We start from the raw sequence: 18757 nt of genomic DNA on the forward strand, positions 1-18757 counted from the left end.
GTCGTCCACAGCGTTGTGCCGTCGGGGCGCGGCCAGTACGGCGGCATCCCACGCGGGCGACCTCAGGCGAGCTCGATGAGGAGGTCGCCTCCCTCCACCTGCTGGATGGTGTTGACGGCGAGGCGTGAGACCGTCCCGCTCTTCGGCGCGGTGATGGCTGCTTCCATCTTCATCGCCTCGATCGTGGCCACGGTCGCACCGGACTCGACGGAGTCGCCCTCGGCGACCGTGAGTGTGACGACTCCCGCGAAGGGCGCGGCGACGTGGGACGGATCGGCCTTGTCCGCCTTCTCCGTCGGCGGGACGTCGGATGCCGCGGAGGCGTCCCGCACCTGGATCGGCCGCAGTTGACCGTTCAGGGTCGACATCACGGTGCGCATGCCCCGCTCGTCCGCCTCTCCGACGGCTTCCAGTTCGATGAGCAGCCGCACCCCCGGTTCGAGGTCCACCGCGTACTCCTTGCCCGGGCGGAGGCCGTAGAAGAAGTCGCGGCTCTCGAGCACGCTGGTGTCGCCGTACGTCTCACGGTGCGTCTCGAAGTCCTCGGTGGGGCCGGGGAAGAGCAGCCGGTTCAGCGTCGCCTGCCGGTCCTCCGCCAGCCCCCGGCGGTCCTCGCCGGACAGTTCCCGCACCGGTTTCGGCGCGGCGCGGCCCTCCAGCGCCTTGCTGCGGAACGGCTCCGGCCAGCCGCCGGGCGGGTCGCCCAGTTCGCCGCGCAGGAAACCGATGACGGAGTCCGGGATGTCGTAGGTGTTCGGCTCGGCCTCGAATGCCTCCGGCGAGACCCCGGAGCCGACCAGGTGCAGCGCGAGATCGCCGACCACCTTCGAGGAGGGGGTGACCTTCACCAGGCGTCCGAGGATCTTGTCGGCGGCGGCGTACATCGCCTCGATGTCTTCGAAGCGGTCGCCCAGGCCGAGGGCGACGGCCTGCGTACGCAGGTTGGACAACTGCCCGCCGGGGATCTCGTGGTGGTAGACGCGTCCGGTCGGTGACGCCAGACCTGCCTCGAAGGGCGCGTAGATCTTGCGGACGCCCTCCCAGTACGGCTCCAGGTCGCCGATCGCCCCCAGGTCGAGCCCTGTCGGCCGGTCGGAGTGGTCGGTGGCGGCCACGATCGCCGACAGCGACGGCTGGGATGTGGTGCCCGCCATGGAGGCCACCGCCCCGTCGACGGCGTCCGCGCCCGCCTGGATCGCCGCGAGACAGGTGGCGAGCTGACCGCCCGCGGTGTCGTGGGTGTGAAGGTGGACCGGCAGGTCGAACTCCCTGCGCAGCGCGGAGACGAGGCGGGTGGCCGCGGGTGCGCGCAGCAGTCCGGCCATGTCCTTGACCGCCAGCACGTGCGCACCGGCCTCCACGGCCTGTTCGGCCAGCCCGAGGTAGTAGTCCAGGGTGTAGAGCTTCTCCGCGGGGTCGCTGAGGTCGGAGGTGTAGCACAGCGCGACCTCGGCGACCGCGGAACCTGTCTCGCGGACGGCTTCGATCGCGGGCCGCATCTGTCCGACGTCGTTCAGGGCATCGAAGATGCGGAAGATGTCGATGCCGGTGGCCGTGGCCTCCTCGACGAAGGCGCTGGTGACTTCGGCCGGATAGGGCGTGTAGCCGACGGTGTTGCGTCCGCGCAGCAGCATCTGGAGACAGATGTTGGGCACGGCCTCACGCAACTGGGCCAGGCGCTCCCACGGGTCCTCGGCGAGGAAACGCAGAGCGACGTCGTACGTGGCGCCTCCCCAGCATTCCAGGGACAGCAGCTGCGGCACGGTGTGCGCCATCAGCGGCGCCACGGCGAGCATGTCCTTCGTACGGACACGGGTGGCGAGCAGCGACTGATGCGCGTCCCGGAAGGTGGTGTCGGTGACTGCGACGGTGGGTGACTCGCGCAGCCAGCGGGCGAATCCCTCCGGACCGAGTTCGGTGAGCTTCTGCCTGGAGCCGGCGGGCGGCTCGGCCTCGGGCGGCTGAGGCAGTTTGGCGGTCGGCGAAGCCAGCCGGGGCCGCTCGCCGTTGGGCTTGTTCACCGTGACGTCGGCGAGGTAGGTGAGCAGCTTCGAGCCGCGGTCGGCGGAGTGCCGTGCGGTCAGCAGATGCGGCCGCTGCTCGATGAAGGACGTGGTGACCCGGCCTGCGCTGAAGTCCGGATCGTCGAGCACGGCCTGCAGGAAGGGGATGTTCGTGGCCACTCCGCGGATGCGGAACTCCGCCGCGGCACGCCGGGCACGGCCGATCGCGGTGGGGAAGTCCCGGCCCCGGCAGGTGAGTTTGACCAGCATCGAGTCGAAGTGGGCGCTGATCGCCGTACCGGCGTGGGTGGTGCCGCCGTCGAGCCGGATTCCGGAGCCGCCCGGCGAGCGGTATGCGCTGATCATTCCGGTGTCGGGGCGGAAGTCGTTGGCCGGGTCCTCGGTGGTGATGCGGCACTGCAGTGCGGCGCCGTGCAGGGCGACGGTCTCCTGCGACAGCCCGAGACCGGCGAGCGTCTCGCCGGCGGCGATGCGCAACTGGGCCTGCACGAGGTCGACATCGGTGACCTCCTCGGTCACCGTGTGCTCGACCTGGATGCGCGGGTTCATCTCGATGAACACGTGCTTCCCGTCGCGGTCGAGGAGGAACTCCACCGTCCCCGCGTTGCGGTAGCCGATGTGCCGGGCGAAATTCACCGCGTCCTCGCAGATCCTCTCGCGCACATCGGGATCGAGGTGCGGGGCGGGTGCCATCTCGACCACCTTCTGGTGGCGGCGCTGCACCGAGCAGTCACGTTCGAAGAGATGGATCACCTCGCCGGAGCCGTCGGCGAGGATCTGCACCTCGATGTGCCGGGGTTCGACCACGGCCTGCTCGAGGAAGACGGTCGGGTCACCGAATGCGGACTCGGCCTCACGCGCGGCCGTCTCGATCGACTCGCGCAGCGTCCCCGCGTCCTCGACCCGCCGCATTCCTCGCCCTCCGCCACCGGCGACGGCCTTGACGAACACCGGGAAGCCGAGACCGTCCGCCGCGCGGACCAGTTCGTCCACGTCGGTCGACGGCTCGGAGGAGCCGAGCACCGGTACACCGGCCGCGCGGGCGGCGGCAACGGCGCGGGCCTTGTTGCCGGTCAGCTCGAGGATCTCCGCGGAGGGGCCGACGAAGGTGACACCCTCCTCCTCGCAGGCGTGAGCCAGATCCGGGTTCTCGGAGAGGAACCCGTACCCGGGGTACACGGCGTCCGCGCCTGCCGTGCGCGCCGCCCGGACGATCGCCTCGACGGAGAGGTACGCCCGCACCGGGTGTCCGGGCTCACCGATCTCATAGGCTTCGTCGGCCTTCAGCCGGTGCAGGGAGTTGCGGTCCTCGTGCGGGAAGACCGCGACTGTACGTGCGCCGAGCTCGAAGCCCGCGCGGAACGCGCGAATGGCGATCTCACCTCGGTTGGCGACCAACACCTTGCGGAACATGAACGATCCTCTTCCGTCTCGCCGGTACGAACGCGACCTGTCCGCGAGGTTACTGCCGCACCGAGCGCGGGCCCGACGGGGACCACCGTTCCGCCTGACGATGACGACACCCGTCCCGCCGCGTCGACACCGCTTCACCTCACGGCGGCCGCAGCCGCTTCCCTTGCCTCCCGGCTTACCCCCGTCCCGGCTTGCCCGCGTCCCGGCGGGCCGGAGGCCTGTTCGTGCCGCGTGCGTCCTCCCGGTAGAGGTCCATGGCCAGGGCGACGGCCGCGTGCGTGGCGGGGTGCGGGTCGTGCCGCCGCCAGATGAGATGGACGGGAACGGGGTCGGCGTTGCGCAGGGGACGGTAGACGATGCCGTCCCGGCGGTACTGAGCGGCGGTGGACTGCGGAGTGACCCCTACGCAGCGGCCGGTGGCGATGGCGGCGAGCCAGTCGTCGATGTCGCGGGTGTACTCCACGGCCGGACGTTCCGCTTCGGGCCACAGGCCGAGAGTGGTGGTGCCGGTGCGGCGGTCGATCACCAGGGTGCGGGAGGGGATCTCGTCCAGCCGCACGGATCGCCGGCCGGCCCAGGGGTCGTCGGAGGCCAGTGCGACGACGCGCCGTTCGTGGCCGATCAGCGCGTGCGACCAGGCCCGCAGGTCGAGCGTGGCGCGGACGACCGCCAGGTCGCACATGCCCTCGGCGAGTCCGCCGGTGGCGGTGTTCTGGCGGATCAGCTGCACCTCCACGTCCGGGTAGCGCTCGTGCCAGCGGCGCTGGAACTCGGCGGTGCGGCGGCCGAAGGCGGACCAGGCATGGCCGACGCGCAGCCGGGCGTGGCCGCTCACCGCCTCACGCACCAGCTCTTCGGCACCGGCCAGCAGCACCCGGGCACGGGCCAGGACGCGTACCCCGGCCGTCGTCGGCTCCACCGAACGGCTCGTGCGGTGCAGAAGACGGACGCCGAGCAGACGTTCCAGGGCCAGGACGCCCCGGGAGACGGCGGCCTGGGAGATCCCCAGTTCCAGGGCGGCGTCGGTGAAGCCGCCCTGGTCCACGACCGCCACCAGGCAGCGCAGATGCTTGAACTCCAGGCCGGTGAGGCCGTCCCGATCCATGCGCACAGCGTATCAACGGCATGCTGGATGCATTTTGCGTATCTGTCAGCCGGCCGCACCGTGGTCGGCATGGTGATGGAGATATCGCGGGGCGGCCCCGGTCAGCCGGCCGCCACCGGCCCCGAAGGCCCCTCCGCCCAGGGCGGGGTGAGTCCCGGTGGCGTGGGATTGATGCTCGGCAGTGGGCTGTCGAACCAGATCGGGGCCTCGGTGGGGGCGCTGGCCTTCCCGGTGATCGGACCGGCCGGCGTGGTCGCGGTACGGCAGTGGGTGGCGGCCGTGCTGCTGTGTGCGCTCGGCAGGCCGAGTTTCAGGAGCTTCACCGCGGCACAGTGGCGGCCCGTCCTCGGGCTGGCCCTGGTGTTCGGCGCCATGAATCTCTCGCTGTACACGGCGATCGACCGCATCGGCCTGGGACTCGCCGTCACCCTGGAGTTCCTCGGCCCCCTGGCCGTCGCGCTGGCCGGCTCACGCCGCCGCAAGGACGCCGTCTGCGCGCTGGCCGCCGCGGGTGCCGTCGCCGTCCTCGTCCGTCCTCAGCCCTCCACCGACTACGCGGGCATCGGGCTGGGGCTGCTGGCCGCCGCCTGCTGGGCCTCCTACATCCTGCTCAACCGCACCGTGGCCCGTCGGGTGCCCGGCATCCAGGGATCGGCGGCCGGGGCCTTCGTCTCGGCGGCGGCCTGCGTCCCCCTCGGCGCAGTGGTGCTGTGGCAGCATCCGCCCACCCCGGCTTCCCTGCTCTGCGCACTGACCGCCGGGGTACTCTCCTCCGCCGTCCCGTTCCTTGCCGACCTGCTGGCGCTGCGGCGGGTTCCCGCCTGCTTCTTCGGCGCCTTCATGAGCGTCAACCCGGTCTTCGCCGCCCTGGTCGGCCGGGTGGTACTGGACCAGCGCCTCGATGCGCTCGCCTGGTGGGCGATCCTCGTGATCGTCTGCGCCAACACCGCCGCGGTCGCCTCCTCCTCAGGCCGGCCGGCGAGCTGACCTGGCCCCTGGACGGGCGGCCGGGGACCTCGCCGCTCAGGTCGAGCGGTGCTACCTCAACATCGGCAAGGCACTGAGCGGAATCGGAGGCTCCTTCGACGACGTGGCCAAGCTGACCGTCCACGTGGTCGACCGGACCCCTGACAAGATGCCCCTGTTCCTGGAGGGGGTCGGCCGGGCGGCCGGGCCGAGCCCCGCCCCGGCCCTGCCGTTCGTCACCGGTCGCCGTCACCGCCGAGGAGACCACCGAAGAGGCCGCCCAGCAGCCCGCCGGACCCGTCGTCGCCGTCGCCGTTGTCACCGCCGCCGTGGCTGTTCCCGCCGTCCGACGAGCCGCCCTCGTCTCCGCCCGGTTCTCCCCCGGAACCGCCATTCGAGGACCCGCCACCGTTCGGGGTGCCGCCAGACGCGTCACCAGGCGACGACGGGGAGGGAGCCTCGCCGTCCGGCGGCGCCGGGGACTTCGGGCCGTGGCGCTCCGCACCGCCCCCCGCGTTTCCGCCCTGCTCGGACATACCGCTGTCCGGGGAGCCCGAAGAGCCGGATGTACCACGCGGTTCGCCCGGTGCGGAGGGGGAGCCGGAGCCCTCCGCCGCCTCCGGCGGGGTGACTTCCCGGCCGGACGGGGAAGGAGCGGATGCCCTGCCGCTGCTCTGCACTCCGGGCCCGGTACTCGCCTTCTCCGCGATGAGCACTCCGGCCCCGAGCGTCACGGCTGCGGCGAGGCCGACGACGGCGCCCCTGCCGCGCAGGCCCATGCGGGGACGGCCGGGCGCCCCGCCCTCATCGGTCTCGACGCCCTCACCGGGCTGCAGGCTCTCCCCGGTCCTGCCGCCCTCACTGCCCTCACCGGTCTCGCCGGCGCCCCCGGTCCCGTCCTCAGCCGGTTGGGGCATGCGCTCCCCGGCAGGGCGGGAGGGGACGGCCGCCTGACGCGGCCTGGCCGCGTCGAAGATCGCGTCGGCTTCCTCAACGGCGGTCAGCCCGCACGAGCAGGGCGACGAGCCCTCCATCCGGACAGGCTCCCCGCACGTGGGGCACTCCTGTGCTGCCATCGGCGGTCCCTCCTCGATGGAACTGCCGGCACTCGTCCCTGCAGGCCCACGTTCCTTGCCCTGCCGCTCGTTCGCGGCCCCCGGCACACTTCAGTCCGGACCAAAGCTAGCCGAACATTCGGCCATACGTACGATGATTCTTGAGTACTGCGGCGTCACGGTCCGACGGCACCTCGCGGCCAGCGAAGCTCGCACGCGCCCGCCGGGGGCACGCACGCGCGGGAGCGGCGCTCACCGCTGTGACGTTTCCCGCTCACGTTCCTCCGGAACGCGGCCGTGGGCGTGCCTGGTGTGCCGAGACGGTTCGCGCCCGCAGGGCCCGGTCCGCTAGCGGACGGTGGTCGCTGAGCCGCGGTCTTCCCCGTGGACCGTCGCCTCGGTTCCGGGCGGGACCGGGCACTCGTCCGCGACCGAAAGCCGGCGCAGGGCCGCCTCGAGCAGGAGCAGAACCGATGCGACGGCGACCAACGGCTGCACAGGCGCCCAGTAACTGAGAGCACCTGACGTGCCGAGCAGCAGGATCACGAGTTTGTTGCACACCGGGCAGCCCACGGCGAGGAACGACAGGACACCGCCCACCGATCCGAGGCGGTCAGCCGGCCGCCGGCTCACGGGGGCCTCCGGCCCGCGGACGTACGTCGCCAGTACGAGACCTCCCAGGACCGCGGTCAGGGCGAGCGCGGGATAGTTCCACCACTGCACCGGGACGGCCCGGGAGAAGAGCGGGTTCGGCACCACGGCGGTGGGAAGTCCGACGGCCAGCGCGGTACCGGCGGCCGCGCAGAAGGCGATCGTCCAGCGTCGCGGCGACCAGTCGGCCAGAGCCCGTGCCGCCCGGCGGGGAGACCTGGAGGGAGAAGGCATGGTGTCGGCTCCGATCGACGGAAGAGCAGCAGCCGTACGGACGGCGTCGGTCCCGGTCGGTCCCGTGCAGTGGACCCGTGCCGAGGGCGGCGCCGTTCCACGGCCACGATGACGCACGGCCGGCCGCGGCACCCGGCAGTGTAGCCGCGGCCGGATGCGGTGGTCCCGGCCTCACCCGTGGTCCGGCGCCACCCTCGCACGGGGGCGCGAACGCGACGGTCGTGACGCCCGGATCAGGCGCCCCGTCCGCGTGCGTCTTCCGGGGAGCCGGCCAGAACCTCCGTCAGGCGCCTCAGGATTTCGGGCTGCTGACGGTGCAGGAAGAAGTGATCGCCCTCGAGGACCTTCAGGCTGAATGCCGTGCTGGTGTGCCGGCTCCACTGGGCCACCGACGCCACATCGACCTCGCCGTCCTCGCTGCCGGCGAAGGCGGTGATGGGGCAGCTGAGCGGCCCTTCCTCGCTGAAGCGGTAGGTGTCGGCGACGGCGAGGTCTGCCCGGAGGATCGGGATCATCAGCTCCATGAGGGAATCGTCGGCCAGTACTGCCGCCGGAGTGCCGTTGAAGGACCGCAGCCGTTCCCGGAAGACCGGCTCGGGCAGGTTGTAGTCGGGAACCGCCGTACGCCGAAGATGCGGGGCCCGGAACGCACCGACGCAGAGGTGGACGGGAGGACGGCCGTAGCGCTGCTCCATCGTCCGGGCGAGTTCGAAGGCGACGAGTGCTCCGAGGCTGTATCCGAAGAGCGCGTAAGGAGCGTCCCCCACGGCGACGACGTCGGGCAGCAGATCCGCGACCAGCGGCCCCAGCCGGTCGTGCGGCGCCTCCCTGAAGCGCGTGCCCCGGCCTGGGGGCTCGACGGGCCGTACCTCGACGTGAGCGGGGAGCCCGCCCTGCCAGTCGGCGTAGAGGCGCGAGGAACCCCCGGCGTAGGGAAGGCAGAACAGCTGCAGCGGGGTCGCCGGGCCGGGGGCGGCCACCGGGTCCCGTCCCGGCTTGGTGTCGTGCTCCATTGCCGTTCAGTCCTCTCTCGGGGTGGCGCTGCGGTCCGTGTGTTCCGCCGGGTCCTCTGCACGGCGGGTCAGCAGGGAGGCGATGGTCTTGAACTGGATGTTCGAGGTGCCCTCGTAGATCGAGCCGATCTTCGCGTCGCGGTAGAGCTTCTCCACCGGGTGCCGCCCCGCGAACCCGGCGCCGCCCAGTGTCTCCACCGCTTGTGAGGCGGCCCGTTCGGCGACGGCGGAGGCGACGTACTTGGCCATGGAGGTGGCCTTGATGCGCTCCGCCTGCGGCGCCCCGTGCTGGAGCAGCCGGGCGGTGTTGTACAACAGGACGCGGGCGGCCTCGAGTTCCGCGGCGATGCGGGCGAGCGGGAACTGCACTCCCTGGAAGTCCGCGATCCTGGTGCCGAACTGCTCCCGCTCCTCCGCGTGCCGCAGCGCGTGACTCAGGGCTCCGTCCGCGAGGCCGACGAGCTGGGCCGCGATGCCGAGCTTGCCGATGTCGAGCGTCTCCACCATCAGGACGCCCCCGTCGCCGGGGCGGCCCATCAGGCTGCCCCGTTCGACGCGGACCTCGTCGAAGACCACCTCGCAGGTCGAGCTCGCACGGATGCCCATCTTCGGCACCGGTTCGCCCACGGCGAGGCCCGGTGTCTCCCGGTCCACGAGAAAGGCGCTGAGCCCGGGTACCGACGGCGAGGGCTCCTCCCCGGTCCGGGCGAAGACCAGGAACAGCCCGGCTTCCGCGGCGCTGGTGATCCAGCGCTTGCGGCCGTTGATCACGAAGCCGTCGCCCCGCCGCTCGGCCCGGGTCTCCAGCGCGAAGGCGTCACTGCCCGCGTGCTCCTCCGATATGGCGTAGGCGCCGACCTGGCCGCCCGCGAGACGGGGCAGGTGACGCCGCTTCTGGTCGCCGCTGCCGTGCCGGAGGAGTGCGCTGATGACGAGGGCGTTCTGCACGTCGACGAAGACGGCGGCGGCGGGATCGTGCCGGGCGGTCTCCTCGATGGCCAGTACGACGTCGAACAGGTCGCCGCCGCTTCCTCCGTAGACCTCGGGGATCTCGATGCCCATCAGGCCCTCGCCGAAGAGCTCCTTGACGAGAGCGTCGTCGAGCCTGCCGGATTCGTCCATCGCGCGGGCGCGGGGGGCGACGGAGTCCTGGCAGAAGCGCCGGACCTTCTCCTGCCAGGCCCGGGCCGGTTCCGGCAGTGTGGTCAGAGCTTGGGGAGCATCCCCGGCAGCGCGTGCTGTCATCTCGGGTCCTCTCGCGTTCGCGGGGGCAGGTGGCCGGGACGGCCGGTGACGGCTTTCAGGGGCGGCCGGCCGAGGCGTCCACCGCCGGTGTGCGGCGCAGACGGGGCGGCTCCATCAGGCCGCGCCACATGGCCTCCTGGTTGCGGTGGGCGAAGAAGGTGGTCAGCCGGAGGAACAGCGGCCGCAGGAGCGGGTTGTTCACCTGCGGGGCGCCTGCGACTTTGAAGATCGTCTCGCGCACCCGGCGGACGCGTTCCTGCCGGGCCCGCTCGTAGGCCCGTATCGCCGCCACGGGGTCGCCGGGGGCGGCGGCCATCTCGTCGGCGAGGACCGCGCCGTCCTCGATGGCCTGGCACGCTCCCTGCCCGAGGACGGTCGTCACGGCGTGTGCGGCGTCGCCGAGGAGGGTGACGCGCCCTTCGCTCCACCGCTCCCGCCATGGGCTGTAGTACAGGTCGGTACGCAGGAGCCGCTCCTCGGGGGTGTTCTCCACCAGGCAGCGGGGCGGCCCCTGGAAGCGGTCGGCCAGGTCCATCGCGCGTGCCCGCCTCGTGCCGGGCTCGTCCTGGCCGTCCGCCGGGGCCGGGTGCCCGATGGTCCACGTCACGCGGCCGTGAGCGATGTGCCAGGCGCCGCCGTTGACGCCGTGGCGTCCCTGGAAGAGGTGCACCGTGCCCCGGGGGACGCCGCAGTCGCTGTCGCTGACGCCCCTGTACGTCGTGACGCCGGTGTAGACGGGATCGGATTCGCCCAGGAGCCCGGTCGCGATGCCGGACCTCAGACCGTCCGCTCCGACCAGCACGTCGCCCTCGGTCTGCGAACCGTCCTCGAAACTCACGACGACCCGCTCGTCGTCGGCCGTGAAGTCCGTGATGCGGGCCCCGAAGCGGATGTCGACGTCGAGGCTCTCGCACGCGTCGGTCAGGACGCGGGCGAGGTCTCCGCGGGCGACGGTGACGCCGGGGGTGCTGCCCGGCGCGGTGAAGCTCTGCACCGGGGTGCGGATGACGGGCACGTCGGCTTCCGTCATCACCCGGCTCCGCTCGATCGGGATGCCGACCTCGAACAGCTGCTTCTCCACGCCCAGGGCCGAGAGCGCCGTGGTGGCGTTGCTCCAGATCGTCACGCCGGTTCCGCTGGTCTCCACGCGCAGGCTCGTGCGCCGTTCGAAGACGCGTACCGGAAAGCCCTGGCGGCCCAGAGCCAGTGCCGCCGTCAGTCCTCCGATGCCTGCGCCGACGACGAGCACGGTGGGTTTGGCTGTCATGTCATGCCTTTCGGTGACGGGGGACTGGGACGGGGGGGCGGAGAACGGGGGGACGGTGGCCGGGGCCGGCCGCACGTGGCCGCCCCCGGGATTCGGTGAGCGCGGCGCCTCAGCCGCCGGCGGGCGGGGCGCCGGGCGGCGGCGGCAGGAAGCCGATGGCCGTCAGTTCGCGCAGGTACCGCTCCAGCAGCGCGTCGTCCACCGTCGGGGGACGCCGGTCCCCTGTCGCCCGCCGCGTGTTGGTGGTGTCGAAGACCGGCTCCCGCAGGCCGTGCCTGTCGTCCTCGACACGCTTCCCGAACAGGGAAAGAGTGGGACCCAGTCCGCTGTCGGGATGCTTCTCGGCGTAGAGGCGGCACGCCTCGTACCAGTCCTCGAAGGTGTCCCAGCGCGTACGGTGCCCGGCGCGGCACAGCGCGCGGTGCACCGTCTCGAAGCGCAGCCGCCCGGTGCCGCCGAACTGGTAGGTCCTGCCGAGGTGTTCCTTCTGACGGGCCACAGTCCCCACGACGTGCGCGATGTGGTCGACGGGGACGATGTCCGTACTGAAGTCCAGTGCCGGTACGGAGCCCACGAGGGCGCAGGCGCGCAGGATGTGGCAGAAGACGTCGTCGGCGCGCCACACCCCGGAGGCGCTGTCTCCGGCGATGCGGCCGGGGCGGTAGACCGAGACCGGCAGGCCGCGCTCCCGGGCCACGGCGACGAGTTGTTCCGCGGCCCACTTGCTCTGGTTGTAGCCGTTCTCGGCGGGCGGCGCGGCGGAGGGCAGTTCGTCCTCGCGTGCGGCCGGGTCGCCGTCGTGCCGCAGCGTGAACACCGAGAGGGTGGAGATGTGGTGGACGGGCTTGACGCGGCCCGTGCACGCCAGCCTCAGGATCTGCTGCGTGCCGCCGACGTTGGTCTCGCGCAGCGCCGCGTAGGGCTTGGCGAAGTTGACGGCGGCCCCGCTGTGGTGGATCTCCTCGACGTGGTGTGCCAGTTCGCGGAAGCCGTCCGGGCCGAGCCCGAGATGCGGCTCGGTCAGATCGCCGGGCAGGGCACGCACGCGGTCCCGGGCGTCCCGGTCCCACCTGTCCCACAGCCGCAGGTCGCGCAGATGACCGACGAGCTTGGCGCGGGCCTCTCCGGAGGTCTCCGCGCGGACGAGGCAGACGATCTCGGCCCCGGTGCTCGACAGGAGTGTGTCGAGGAGGAAGGCGCCGAGGAAGCCCGTGGCCCCGGTCAGCAGGACCGCGCGCGGAGCGGGGTTCCACTCCCACTCCCCCTCCACCCGGATCGCCGGGTCCAGGGCCACGTCGTCCGCCGGGTCCGGGCCGTCACCGCCGGCGTCGTCCCGTGTGACGGCCTGTGCCAGCGCGTGCGGCGTCGGCCTCTCGAACAGCAGCCGCAGGGGTATGCCGGCCCCGGGCCAGGTGTCCCGTATCGCGGCGTGGAGGCGTGTGGCGGACAGGGAGTTGCCCCCGCGGTGGAAGAAGTCGTCGTGCACGCCGACGTCGTGGGTCCCGAGCACCTCGGCGAAGAGCGCCGCGACGCGCGCCTCGGCCGGGGTGGAGGGCGCCGCGTGACCGCCGTCGGCGGGGTTCCGCCGCGCGTCGGGGGCGGGCAGGGCGGCGCGGTCGGTCTTCCCGCTGGGGGTGCGCGGGAAGTCCGCGAGCACCTGCAGGTGGGCGGGAACCATGTGGCCGGGCAGCCGGTCCCGCGCCGACGCGAGGAGTTCCCGGGCGAGTTCGCCGCCGCCGTCCGCCGCGGTGTTCCCGCCTGCCCTGACGTAGGCGGCGATCCGGGGGTCGCCGGGCACGTCCTCGCGGACGAGTACGACGACGTCCCGCACCGCCGCGTGTGCGCGCAGCACCTCCTCGATCTCGCCGAGTTCGATGCGGAATCCGCGGATCTTGACCTGGTCGTCCTCGCGGCCGATGTACTCCAGTTCACCGCTGGGCAGCCAGCGCACGAGGTCGCCCGTGCGGTAGAGGTGCCGCCCGGGCCGGCCGGGGTCGGGGACGAAGCGCTCGGCGGTCAGTCCGGGCCTGCCCAGGTAGCCGGTTCCCACCCCCGGGCCCCCCACGTGGAGCTCACCGGGGACGCCGACCGGGACTGGGCGTCCCCCGGTGTCCAGGACCTCCAGGACCGCGTTGGGCACCGGCCGGCCGATGGGCGGGTGGCGGTCGCCGGACAGGGCGCCGGACAGAGTGGCGTAGACCGTGATCTCCGTGGGGCCGTACGCGTTGAGAAGCCGGACGCGTCCCGCCCAGCGTGCGGCCACCGCAGCGGAACAGTCCTCTCCGCCGGAGACGACGGTACGCAGCGAGGGGACCTCGTCCGGGTCCACGAGGGCCAGCAGGGACGGAGGGAAGAGAGCGACCGTCGGGCGCTCCGCCCGCACCGCGGCCGCGAGGTCCTCACCCGCCAGGGCTCCCTCGCCGCCGGGTATCACCAGGGTGGCTCCGCCGAGCAGCGCCATCACCCACTCCCACACCGAGGCGTCGAAGCTGGTGGAGGCGAAGGCCAGCATCCGGTCCTCGCGGCCGACGCCGGCCAGGTCGCGGGTCAGGTGCAGGTCCGCCACTCCCCGGTGGGTGATCATCGTGCCCTTGGGGCGGCCCGTGGAGCCGGAGGTGTAGATGACGTACGCCAAGTCGTCCGGTCCCGCGAGCGGTTCGGGGTTGTCCTCGTCCTGGGGCCGGTCCATCTCTCCGGCGGCGGGCTCCTGGTCGAGGAGGACGGTGACCGCCCGGTGGGGCTCCGGGAAGCGCTCGCGCAGCCCGGTCTGTGTCAGGACGACGGGAGCCGCACAGTCGTCGAGCATGAATCGGATGCGCTCGGAGGGGTGGTCCGGGTCGATCGGCACGTAGGCGCCGCCCGCCTTGAGCACTCCGAGAATCCCGGCGTAGGTCTCCACGGAGCGGCGGGTGAGGAGTGCGACGAGGGTGCCGGGGCCGACACCCAGACCGCGCAGCAGCCGGGCGAGGCGGTTGGCACGGGCGTTGAGCTCCGCATAGGTGACGGTGGTGCCGCCGCTGCTGAGCGCCGTCGCGTCCGGGTGTGCGCGGGCCTGCTCCTCGAAGAGGGTGTGTGCCGGCACCTCGGGAACGGTGCGTTCCTCGCCGCGGCTCCAGGACTCCAGGGCCGCACGGTCGCACTCCGGGAGGGCGGGGAGCCCGGACAGGCGTCCCTGCGGTGCGCCGGCGACGGCCTGGAGGACTTCGAGGTAGTGGTCGAAGATCCTCTCGACCGTGGCGGGTTCGAAGAGGTCGGTGTTGAACTCCATCGCCGCCCGCCACCCGTCCCCGCGCGGCACGATCTCCAGCACGAGATCGAACTTGGAGGTGCCGGAGTGGACGTCGAAGGGCCGCACGTCCGCCTGTCCCATGCGGGACTGCGGCACTTCGACGTTGCCGAAGGAGAACACCGTCTGGAACAGCGGTGTCCGGGACAGGTCGCGCGCCGCGCCTGCCTCGTCGACGAGCCGTTCGAAGGGGACGTCCGGGCGTGCGTACGCCTCGACGCACGTCTCGCGTACGCGGGCGAGCAGTTCCGTGAAGGAGGGGTCGCCGGTCAGGTCGGTGCGCAGGACGATGTTGTTGACGAAGAACCCGATGAGGTTCTCCGCTTCGGGACGCCCACGCCCCGCGACGGGCGACCCGACGGCGATGTCCTGCCGGCCGCTGTAGCGGTGCAGCAGGACGTCGAACGCGGCGAGGAGCACCATGAAAAGCGTCGCGCTGTGACGGCTGCCCAGGTCCTCCAGGGTCCGCATGAGCTCCGCCGGGACGGGGCGGTAGCGGATGTCGCCGCGGAAGGTCTGCACCGGGGGCCGCGGGTGGTCCGTGGGCAGGTCGAGAGCAGTCAGGTCCCGGAGCTGCTCCTTCCAGTAGGCAAGCTGGCGTTCCGTCTCGGGCGCGGTCAGCTGCTCCCGCTGCCAGGCGGCGTAGTCGCCGTACTGGACCGGCAGCTCCGGCAGGGCGGCCTCCCGCCCCTCGTGGAGTGCCTCGTACAGCGCCACGAGTTCACGGACGAAGACGGCGACGGACCACCGGTCGCACACCGCGTGGTGGAAGACGAGCGAGAGGACGCGGCGCTCGTCCCCGGTGCGCAGCAGCGTCACGCGCATCAGGGGCGGCCGGGTGAGCTCGAACGGGCGGGTCGCGGCGTCCCGCAGGACGCGTTCGGCCTCCGCTTCCCTCGCCCCGTCCTCGACGCCGCGAAGGTCGACGCGGTCGAGGGGGACGGCCACACGCGGGAGGACGGCCTGCCGCAGCTCCCCCTCGCTCTCGACCAGGGCCGTGCGCAGGCTCTCGTGCCGGCCGGTGAGCCGCCCGAGAGCTTCCTCCAGGAGGTCCTCCTCGACGGGGCCGCTCAGTTCGACCTGTCCGGACATCAGGTACGCCCGCGCGCTTCCGGGGTCGAGCCTGTGCAGGAACCACAGCCGTGACTGTCCGAGGGAGCTGGGCAGCAGCGAGCGCCCGGCCGACCCGTCGGGCGCGGTGGCACGGGGCAGCGGTGACGGGCCGCCGGGCTCGGCGTGGACCGCCGTACCGTTGGGCTGCGGCTGCTGTGCGGCGGCCGGCGTCCCCCGCTCCCGCGCGGCGGGATGCTCCTGCTCGTCCGGGCCGTCGAGCTCCTCGGCGAGCGAGGCGACGGTGGGCCTGTCGAAGAGCATCCGGACGGGGATCCGGCGCCCGTAGCGCTTGGTGAGTTTCCCGGCCACCCGTCCGGCGAGCAGGGAGTGCCCGCCCAGGGCGAAGAAGTCGTCGTCGGCGCCGACCTCGTCGACGGCGAGCACCTCCGCCCACAGGCGGGCGAGATACTCCTCCGTCCCGGTACGGGGCGGGGTGAAGCCGTCCGCCGGCGCGCGGGAGTCCGTGCCGTCCGGCGCGGGCAGGGCTGCCTTGTCGACCTTGCCGTTGGGGGTCCTGGGCATCGCGGGCAGCACGACCACGGCGGCCGGAACCATGTACTCGGGCAGCCGGGCCAGAGCCGTCCCGCGCAGCTCACCGACCAGTTCGCGCGGCTGCGAGGGCATGGCGCCGGGGACGACGTAGCCGGTGAGCCGCCGGTCGCCGGGAGTGTCCTCGCGTACGGTCACGACCGCCTCGCGTACCTCCGGGTGCTCACGCAGGACGGCAGCGATCTCACCCGGCTCGACGCGGAACCCCCGGATCTTCACCTGGGAGTCCGTCCGCCCGGCGAACTCCAGCCGTCCGTCGCCGCGGTAGCGCACCAGGTCACCGGTCCGGTACATGGACCTGTCCGGATCGGAGGGCTCCGGCAGGAAGTGCCTCTCCGTCAGCTCGGGCTGCCCGTGGTAGCCGCGTGCGACGCCGGGACCGCTGATGTGGAGTTCCCCGGCGACGGTGACGGGCACCGGCTGCCCCGTACGGTCCAGCACGCGGAAGCGGGTGTGGGCGAGCGGCCGTCCGAGCGGCACGGGGGACTCCCCCTCCCCGGCCCGGTGGCAACTCGCCCATACGGTCGTCTCCGTGGGCCCGTAGACCTGCCATGCCTCGACCCCCGCGGCAGCCATCCGCGCCGCCAGCCCCGGGGTCAGCGGCTCCGCGCCGCACAGGCCGCGGAAGGGGTGGCCGGCCTGCCAGCCGGTGTCGAGCAGCAACTGCCAGGCGGCGGGGGTGGCTTGCCAGTACGTCGCCCCGGTGGCCGTCATCCGGGCGGCGAGCCGGTCCCCGTCGACGACGTCGCCGCGGGGGAAGAGCGCGACGGTCGCACCGGTGGTGAGGGGCAGGAAGAAGTCGATCACGGACATGTCGAAGGCGTGCGTGATCGTGGCGGCCACGACGTCGCTCTCGTCGAGCCCCGGTTCGGTGCGCATGGAGTCCAGGAGGTTCGGCAGCCGGCCGTGGGGGATCATCACGCCCTTGGGGCGGCCGGTGGAGCCGGAGGTGTAGATGACGTACGCCAAGTCCTCCGCTCCCGCGACGGGTTCGGGATCGCTGGAGGGCTCGTCGGCCGCGGGGTCCGGGGCGGCGTCGAGGTGGATGGTCTCGGCGTCGTGCCGGGGCAGCCGGCCGGCGAGGGTGCGGTGGGTCAGCAGCACGGCCACGTCGGAGTCCTGGAGGAGGTACCGGACGCGTTCGGGCGGGTATTCGGGGTCGACCGGCACGTAGGCGCCCCCCGACTTGAGCACGGCGAGCAGCGCGACGAGCAGGTCGGGCGTGCGCTCGGTGCAGACGCCCACGCGGGTGCCCGGGCCCACGCCGCGCCGGCGCAGGAGATGAGCGAGGCGGTTGGCACGTTCGTTGAGTTCGCGGTAGCCGAGGGACTGTTCGTCGAGGAGCACGGCGCACTTGTCGCCGAGGCGCGCGGCCTGCTCCTCCACCATCTGGTGCACGGGCACCTCGCGCAGCGGGGCGGTGAGGTCGCCCGTGCCCCAGGCACGCAGCTGCTCCTCTTCCCGCTCGGGCAGCGGCGGCAGCTGGGACAGCCTCCGCTCGCCCGCCGCGGGTGCCTCCCGCAGGAGCATGAGGAAGTGTTCGAGCATCCGGTCGGCGGTGTCCGCGGTGAACAGAGCCGCGTCGTACTCGAGTTCGGCGCGCAGGCCGTCGCCGTCGGGGACGAGCGCGAGGAAGAGGTCGACCTTGGCGGTGCCGGGGTCGACGGGCACGGGCTCGACGGTCAGTCCGGCGATGCGCAGGTCGTCGTCGGGGGTGTTGCCCAGCATGAGTATCGCTTGCGCGAGCGGGGCCCGGGACAGGTCCCGCTCCGGCCGCAGCTCCTTCACCAGCGCTTCGAAGGGCACCTCGGCGTGCGCGTAGGCGCCGAGGCACACTTCGCGTGAACGGTCGACCAGTTCGCCGAAGGTCGGGTCGCCCGACAGGTCCGTGCGCAGGAGAAGGGTGTTGATGAACATCCCGATGAGGTTCTCCAGCTCCGGCCTGTCGCGGCCGGCCACGGAGGTGCCCACCGGGATGTCCTCCTGCCCGGAGTAGCGCGAGAGCAGCACGCAGTAGGCGGCGTGCAGAACCATGAACAGGCTTGCCCGGCGCCCGTTCGCGAACCGCTGCAACTCGCCGACCACACCCGCCGGTACGTGCGCGACGCGGGTGGCTCCCTGGAAGGACTGCACCGCGGGGCGCGGCCGGTCGGTCGCCGGTTCCAGCGCGGGCACGCCCTCGAGCGTCATCCGCCACCAGGCGAGCTGGCCCAGCAGCTCGCCGCCGTCGAGCCGTTCACGCTGCCAGGCGGCGTAGTCGCCGTACTGGACGGGGAGTTCGGGAAGGTCCGCCTCGCCTCCGGTCAGTGCGGCCTCGTAACAGGCGGCGAGCTCCCGCACGAAGACGGCTCCGGACCACATGTCGCCGATGCCGTGGTGGAAGGTGACGACGAGGACGTGCTCCTGCGGTGCGAGCCTGATCAGCGAAACCCTCGCCAGCGGCGCCCCGCCGACGGCGAAGGGCGTGGACGTCTCCTGGCGGAGCGCCTCCCGCAGGGCCAGTTCGGGGTCGGCGCCCGCCGGCAGGTCCCGTTCGGTCACGGGCAGCCGGCAGGTCTCATGGACGAACTGCACCGGATCGCCCTCGTACAGCCCGAAGGACGTACGCAGCGTCTCGTGGCGGCGTACCAGCGCGTCGACGGCGCTCTGCAGCGCCCCCCGGTCAAGCCTGCCCCGCAGTCGGGCCGCGCCGTAGCCCAGGTAGGCGGCGGCGCTGCCGGGGTCGAGCTGGGCGAGGAACCACAACCGCTGCTGCCCCGAGGACATCGGCAGGACGCTCGGCGCGCTCGTTGCTCCCGCCGTGAGGACTTCCGGCTCAGCCCGCTCCGTCGTCACG

The 18757-nt window shown here is 72.6% G+C and carries 9 protein-coding genes and 1 pseudogene; 2 read left to right on the top strand and 8 right to left on the bottom strand.

Annotation, left to right across the window (positions count from 1 at the left end; translation table 11 throughout):
- Window positions 1-62: 62 nt before the first annotated feature.
- Together H343_RS0103110 and H343_RS28580 are read right to left on the bottom strand one after the other, a co-directional pair.
- Window positions 63-3437, bottom strand: coding sequence for a pyruvate carboxylase (locus H343_RS0103110; RefSeq protein ID WP_028429944.1), 3375 nt, complete (start codon window positions 3435-3437; stop codon window positions 63-65).
- A gap of 175 nt (window positions 3438-3612) precedes the next feature.
- Window positions 3613-4542 (bottom strand): LysR family transcriptional regulator, encoded by a 930-nt coding sequence (locus tag H343_RS28580; protein WP_078504968.1) that lies wholly within the window; start codon window positions 4540-4542, stop codon window positions 3613-3615.
- Window positions 4543-4611: 69 nt separating this feature from the next.
- On the opposite strand from H343_RS28580, the gene H343_RS0103120 reads away from it, so the two are divergent.
- Window positions 4612-5529 (top strand): EamA family transporter, encoded by a 918-nt coding sequence (locus tag H343_RS0103120; RefSeq protein ID WP_486586765.1) that lies wholly within the window; start codon window positions 4612-4614, stop codon window positions 5527-5529.
- Between the two features lies 1 nt (window position 5530).
- Window positions 5531-5731 (top strand): annotated as a pseudogene (locus H343_RS35765) (RidA family protein); the annotation flags it as partial.
- Window positions 5732-5744: 13 nt separating this feature from the next.
- On the opposite strand, the gene H343_RS35470 reads toward H343_RS35765, so the two are convergent.
- The 6 genes from H343_RS35470 to H343_RS28610 form a co-directional block, all read right to left on the bottom strand.
- The gene (locus tag H343_RS35470; RefSeq protein ID WP_199778865.1) at window positions 5745-6584 is read right to left on the bottom strand and encodes a hypothetical protein; all 840 of its coding nucleotides are present in this window, start codon (window positions 6582-6584) and stop codon (window positions 5745-5747) included.
- A gap of 327 nt (window positions 6585-6911) precedes the next feature.
- A complete protein-coding gene (locus H343_RS28590) occupies window positions 6912-7448 on the bottom strand; it encodes a hypothetical protein (protein WP_051264524.1) in 537 nt (178 codons plus the stop codon).
- Window positions 7449-7681: 233 nt separating this feature from the next.
- Window positions 7682-8461 carry a thioesterase domain-containing protein gene (locus tag H343_RS28595; protein ID WP_051264525.1) on the bottom strand — a complete coding sequence of 260 codons (780 nt, stop codon included), beginning with the start codon at window positions 8459-8461 and terminating at the stop codon, window positions 7682-7684.
- 6 nt (window positions 8462-8467) lie between these two features.
- Entirely contained in the window at window positions 8468-9706 is a 1239-nt protein-coding gene (locus tag H343_RS28600; protein ID WP_051264526.1) for an acyl-CoA dehydrogenase family protein, read from the bottom strand.
- A gap of 55 nt (window positions 9707-9761) precedes the next feature.
- Window positions 9762-10973 carry an FAD-dependent monooxygenase gene (locus H343_RS28605; RefSeq protein WP_051264527.1) on the bottom strand — a complete coding sequence of 404 codons (1212 nt, stop codon included), beginning with the start codon at window positions 10971-10973 and terminating at the stop codon, window positions 9762-9764.
- Between the two features lie 109 nt (window positions 10974-11082).
- Window positions 11083-18756, bottom strand: a complete 7674-nt coding sequence (locus H343_RS28610) for a non-ribosomal peptide synthetase (protein WP_051264528.1) — start codon at window positions 18754-18756, stop codon at window positions 11083-11085.
- Between the last annotated feature and the right edge of the window lies 1 nt (window position 18757).

Source organism: Streptomyces sp. TAA204, assembly GCF_000424965.1.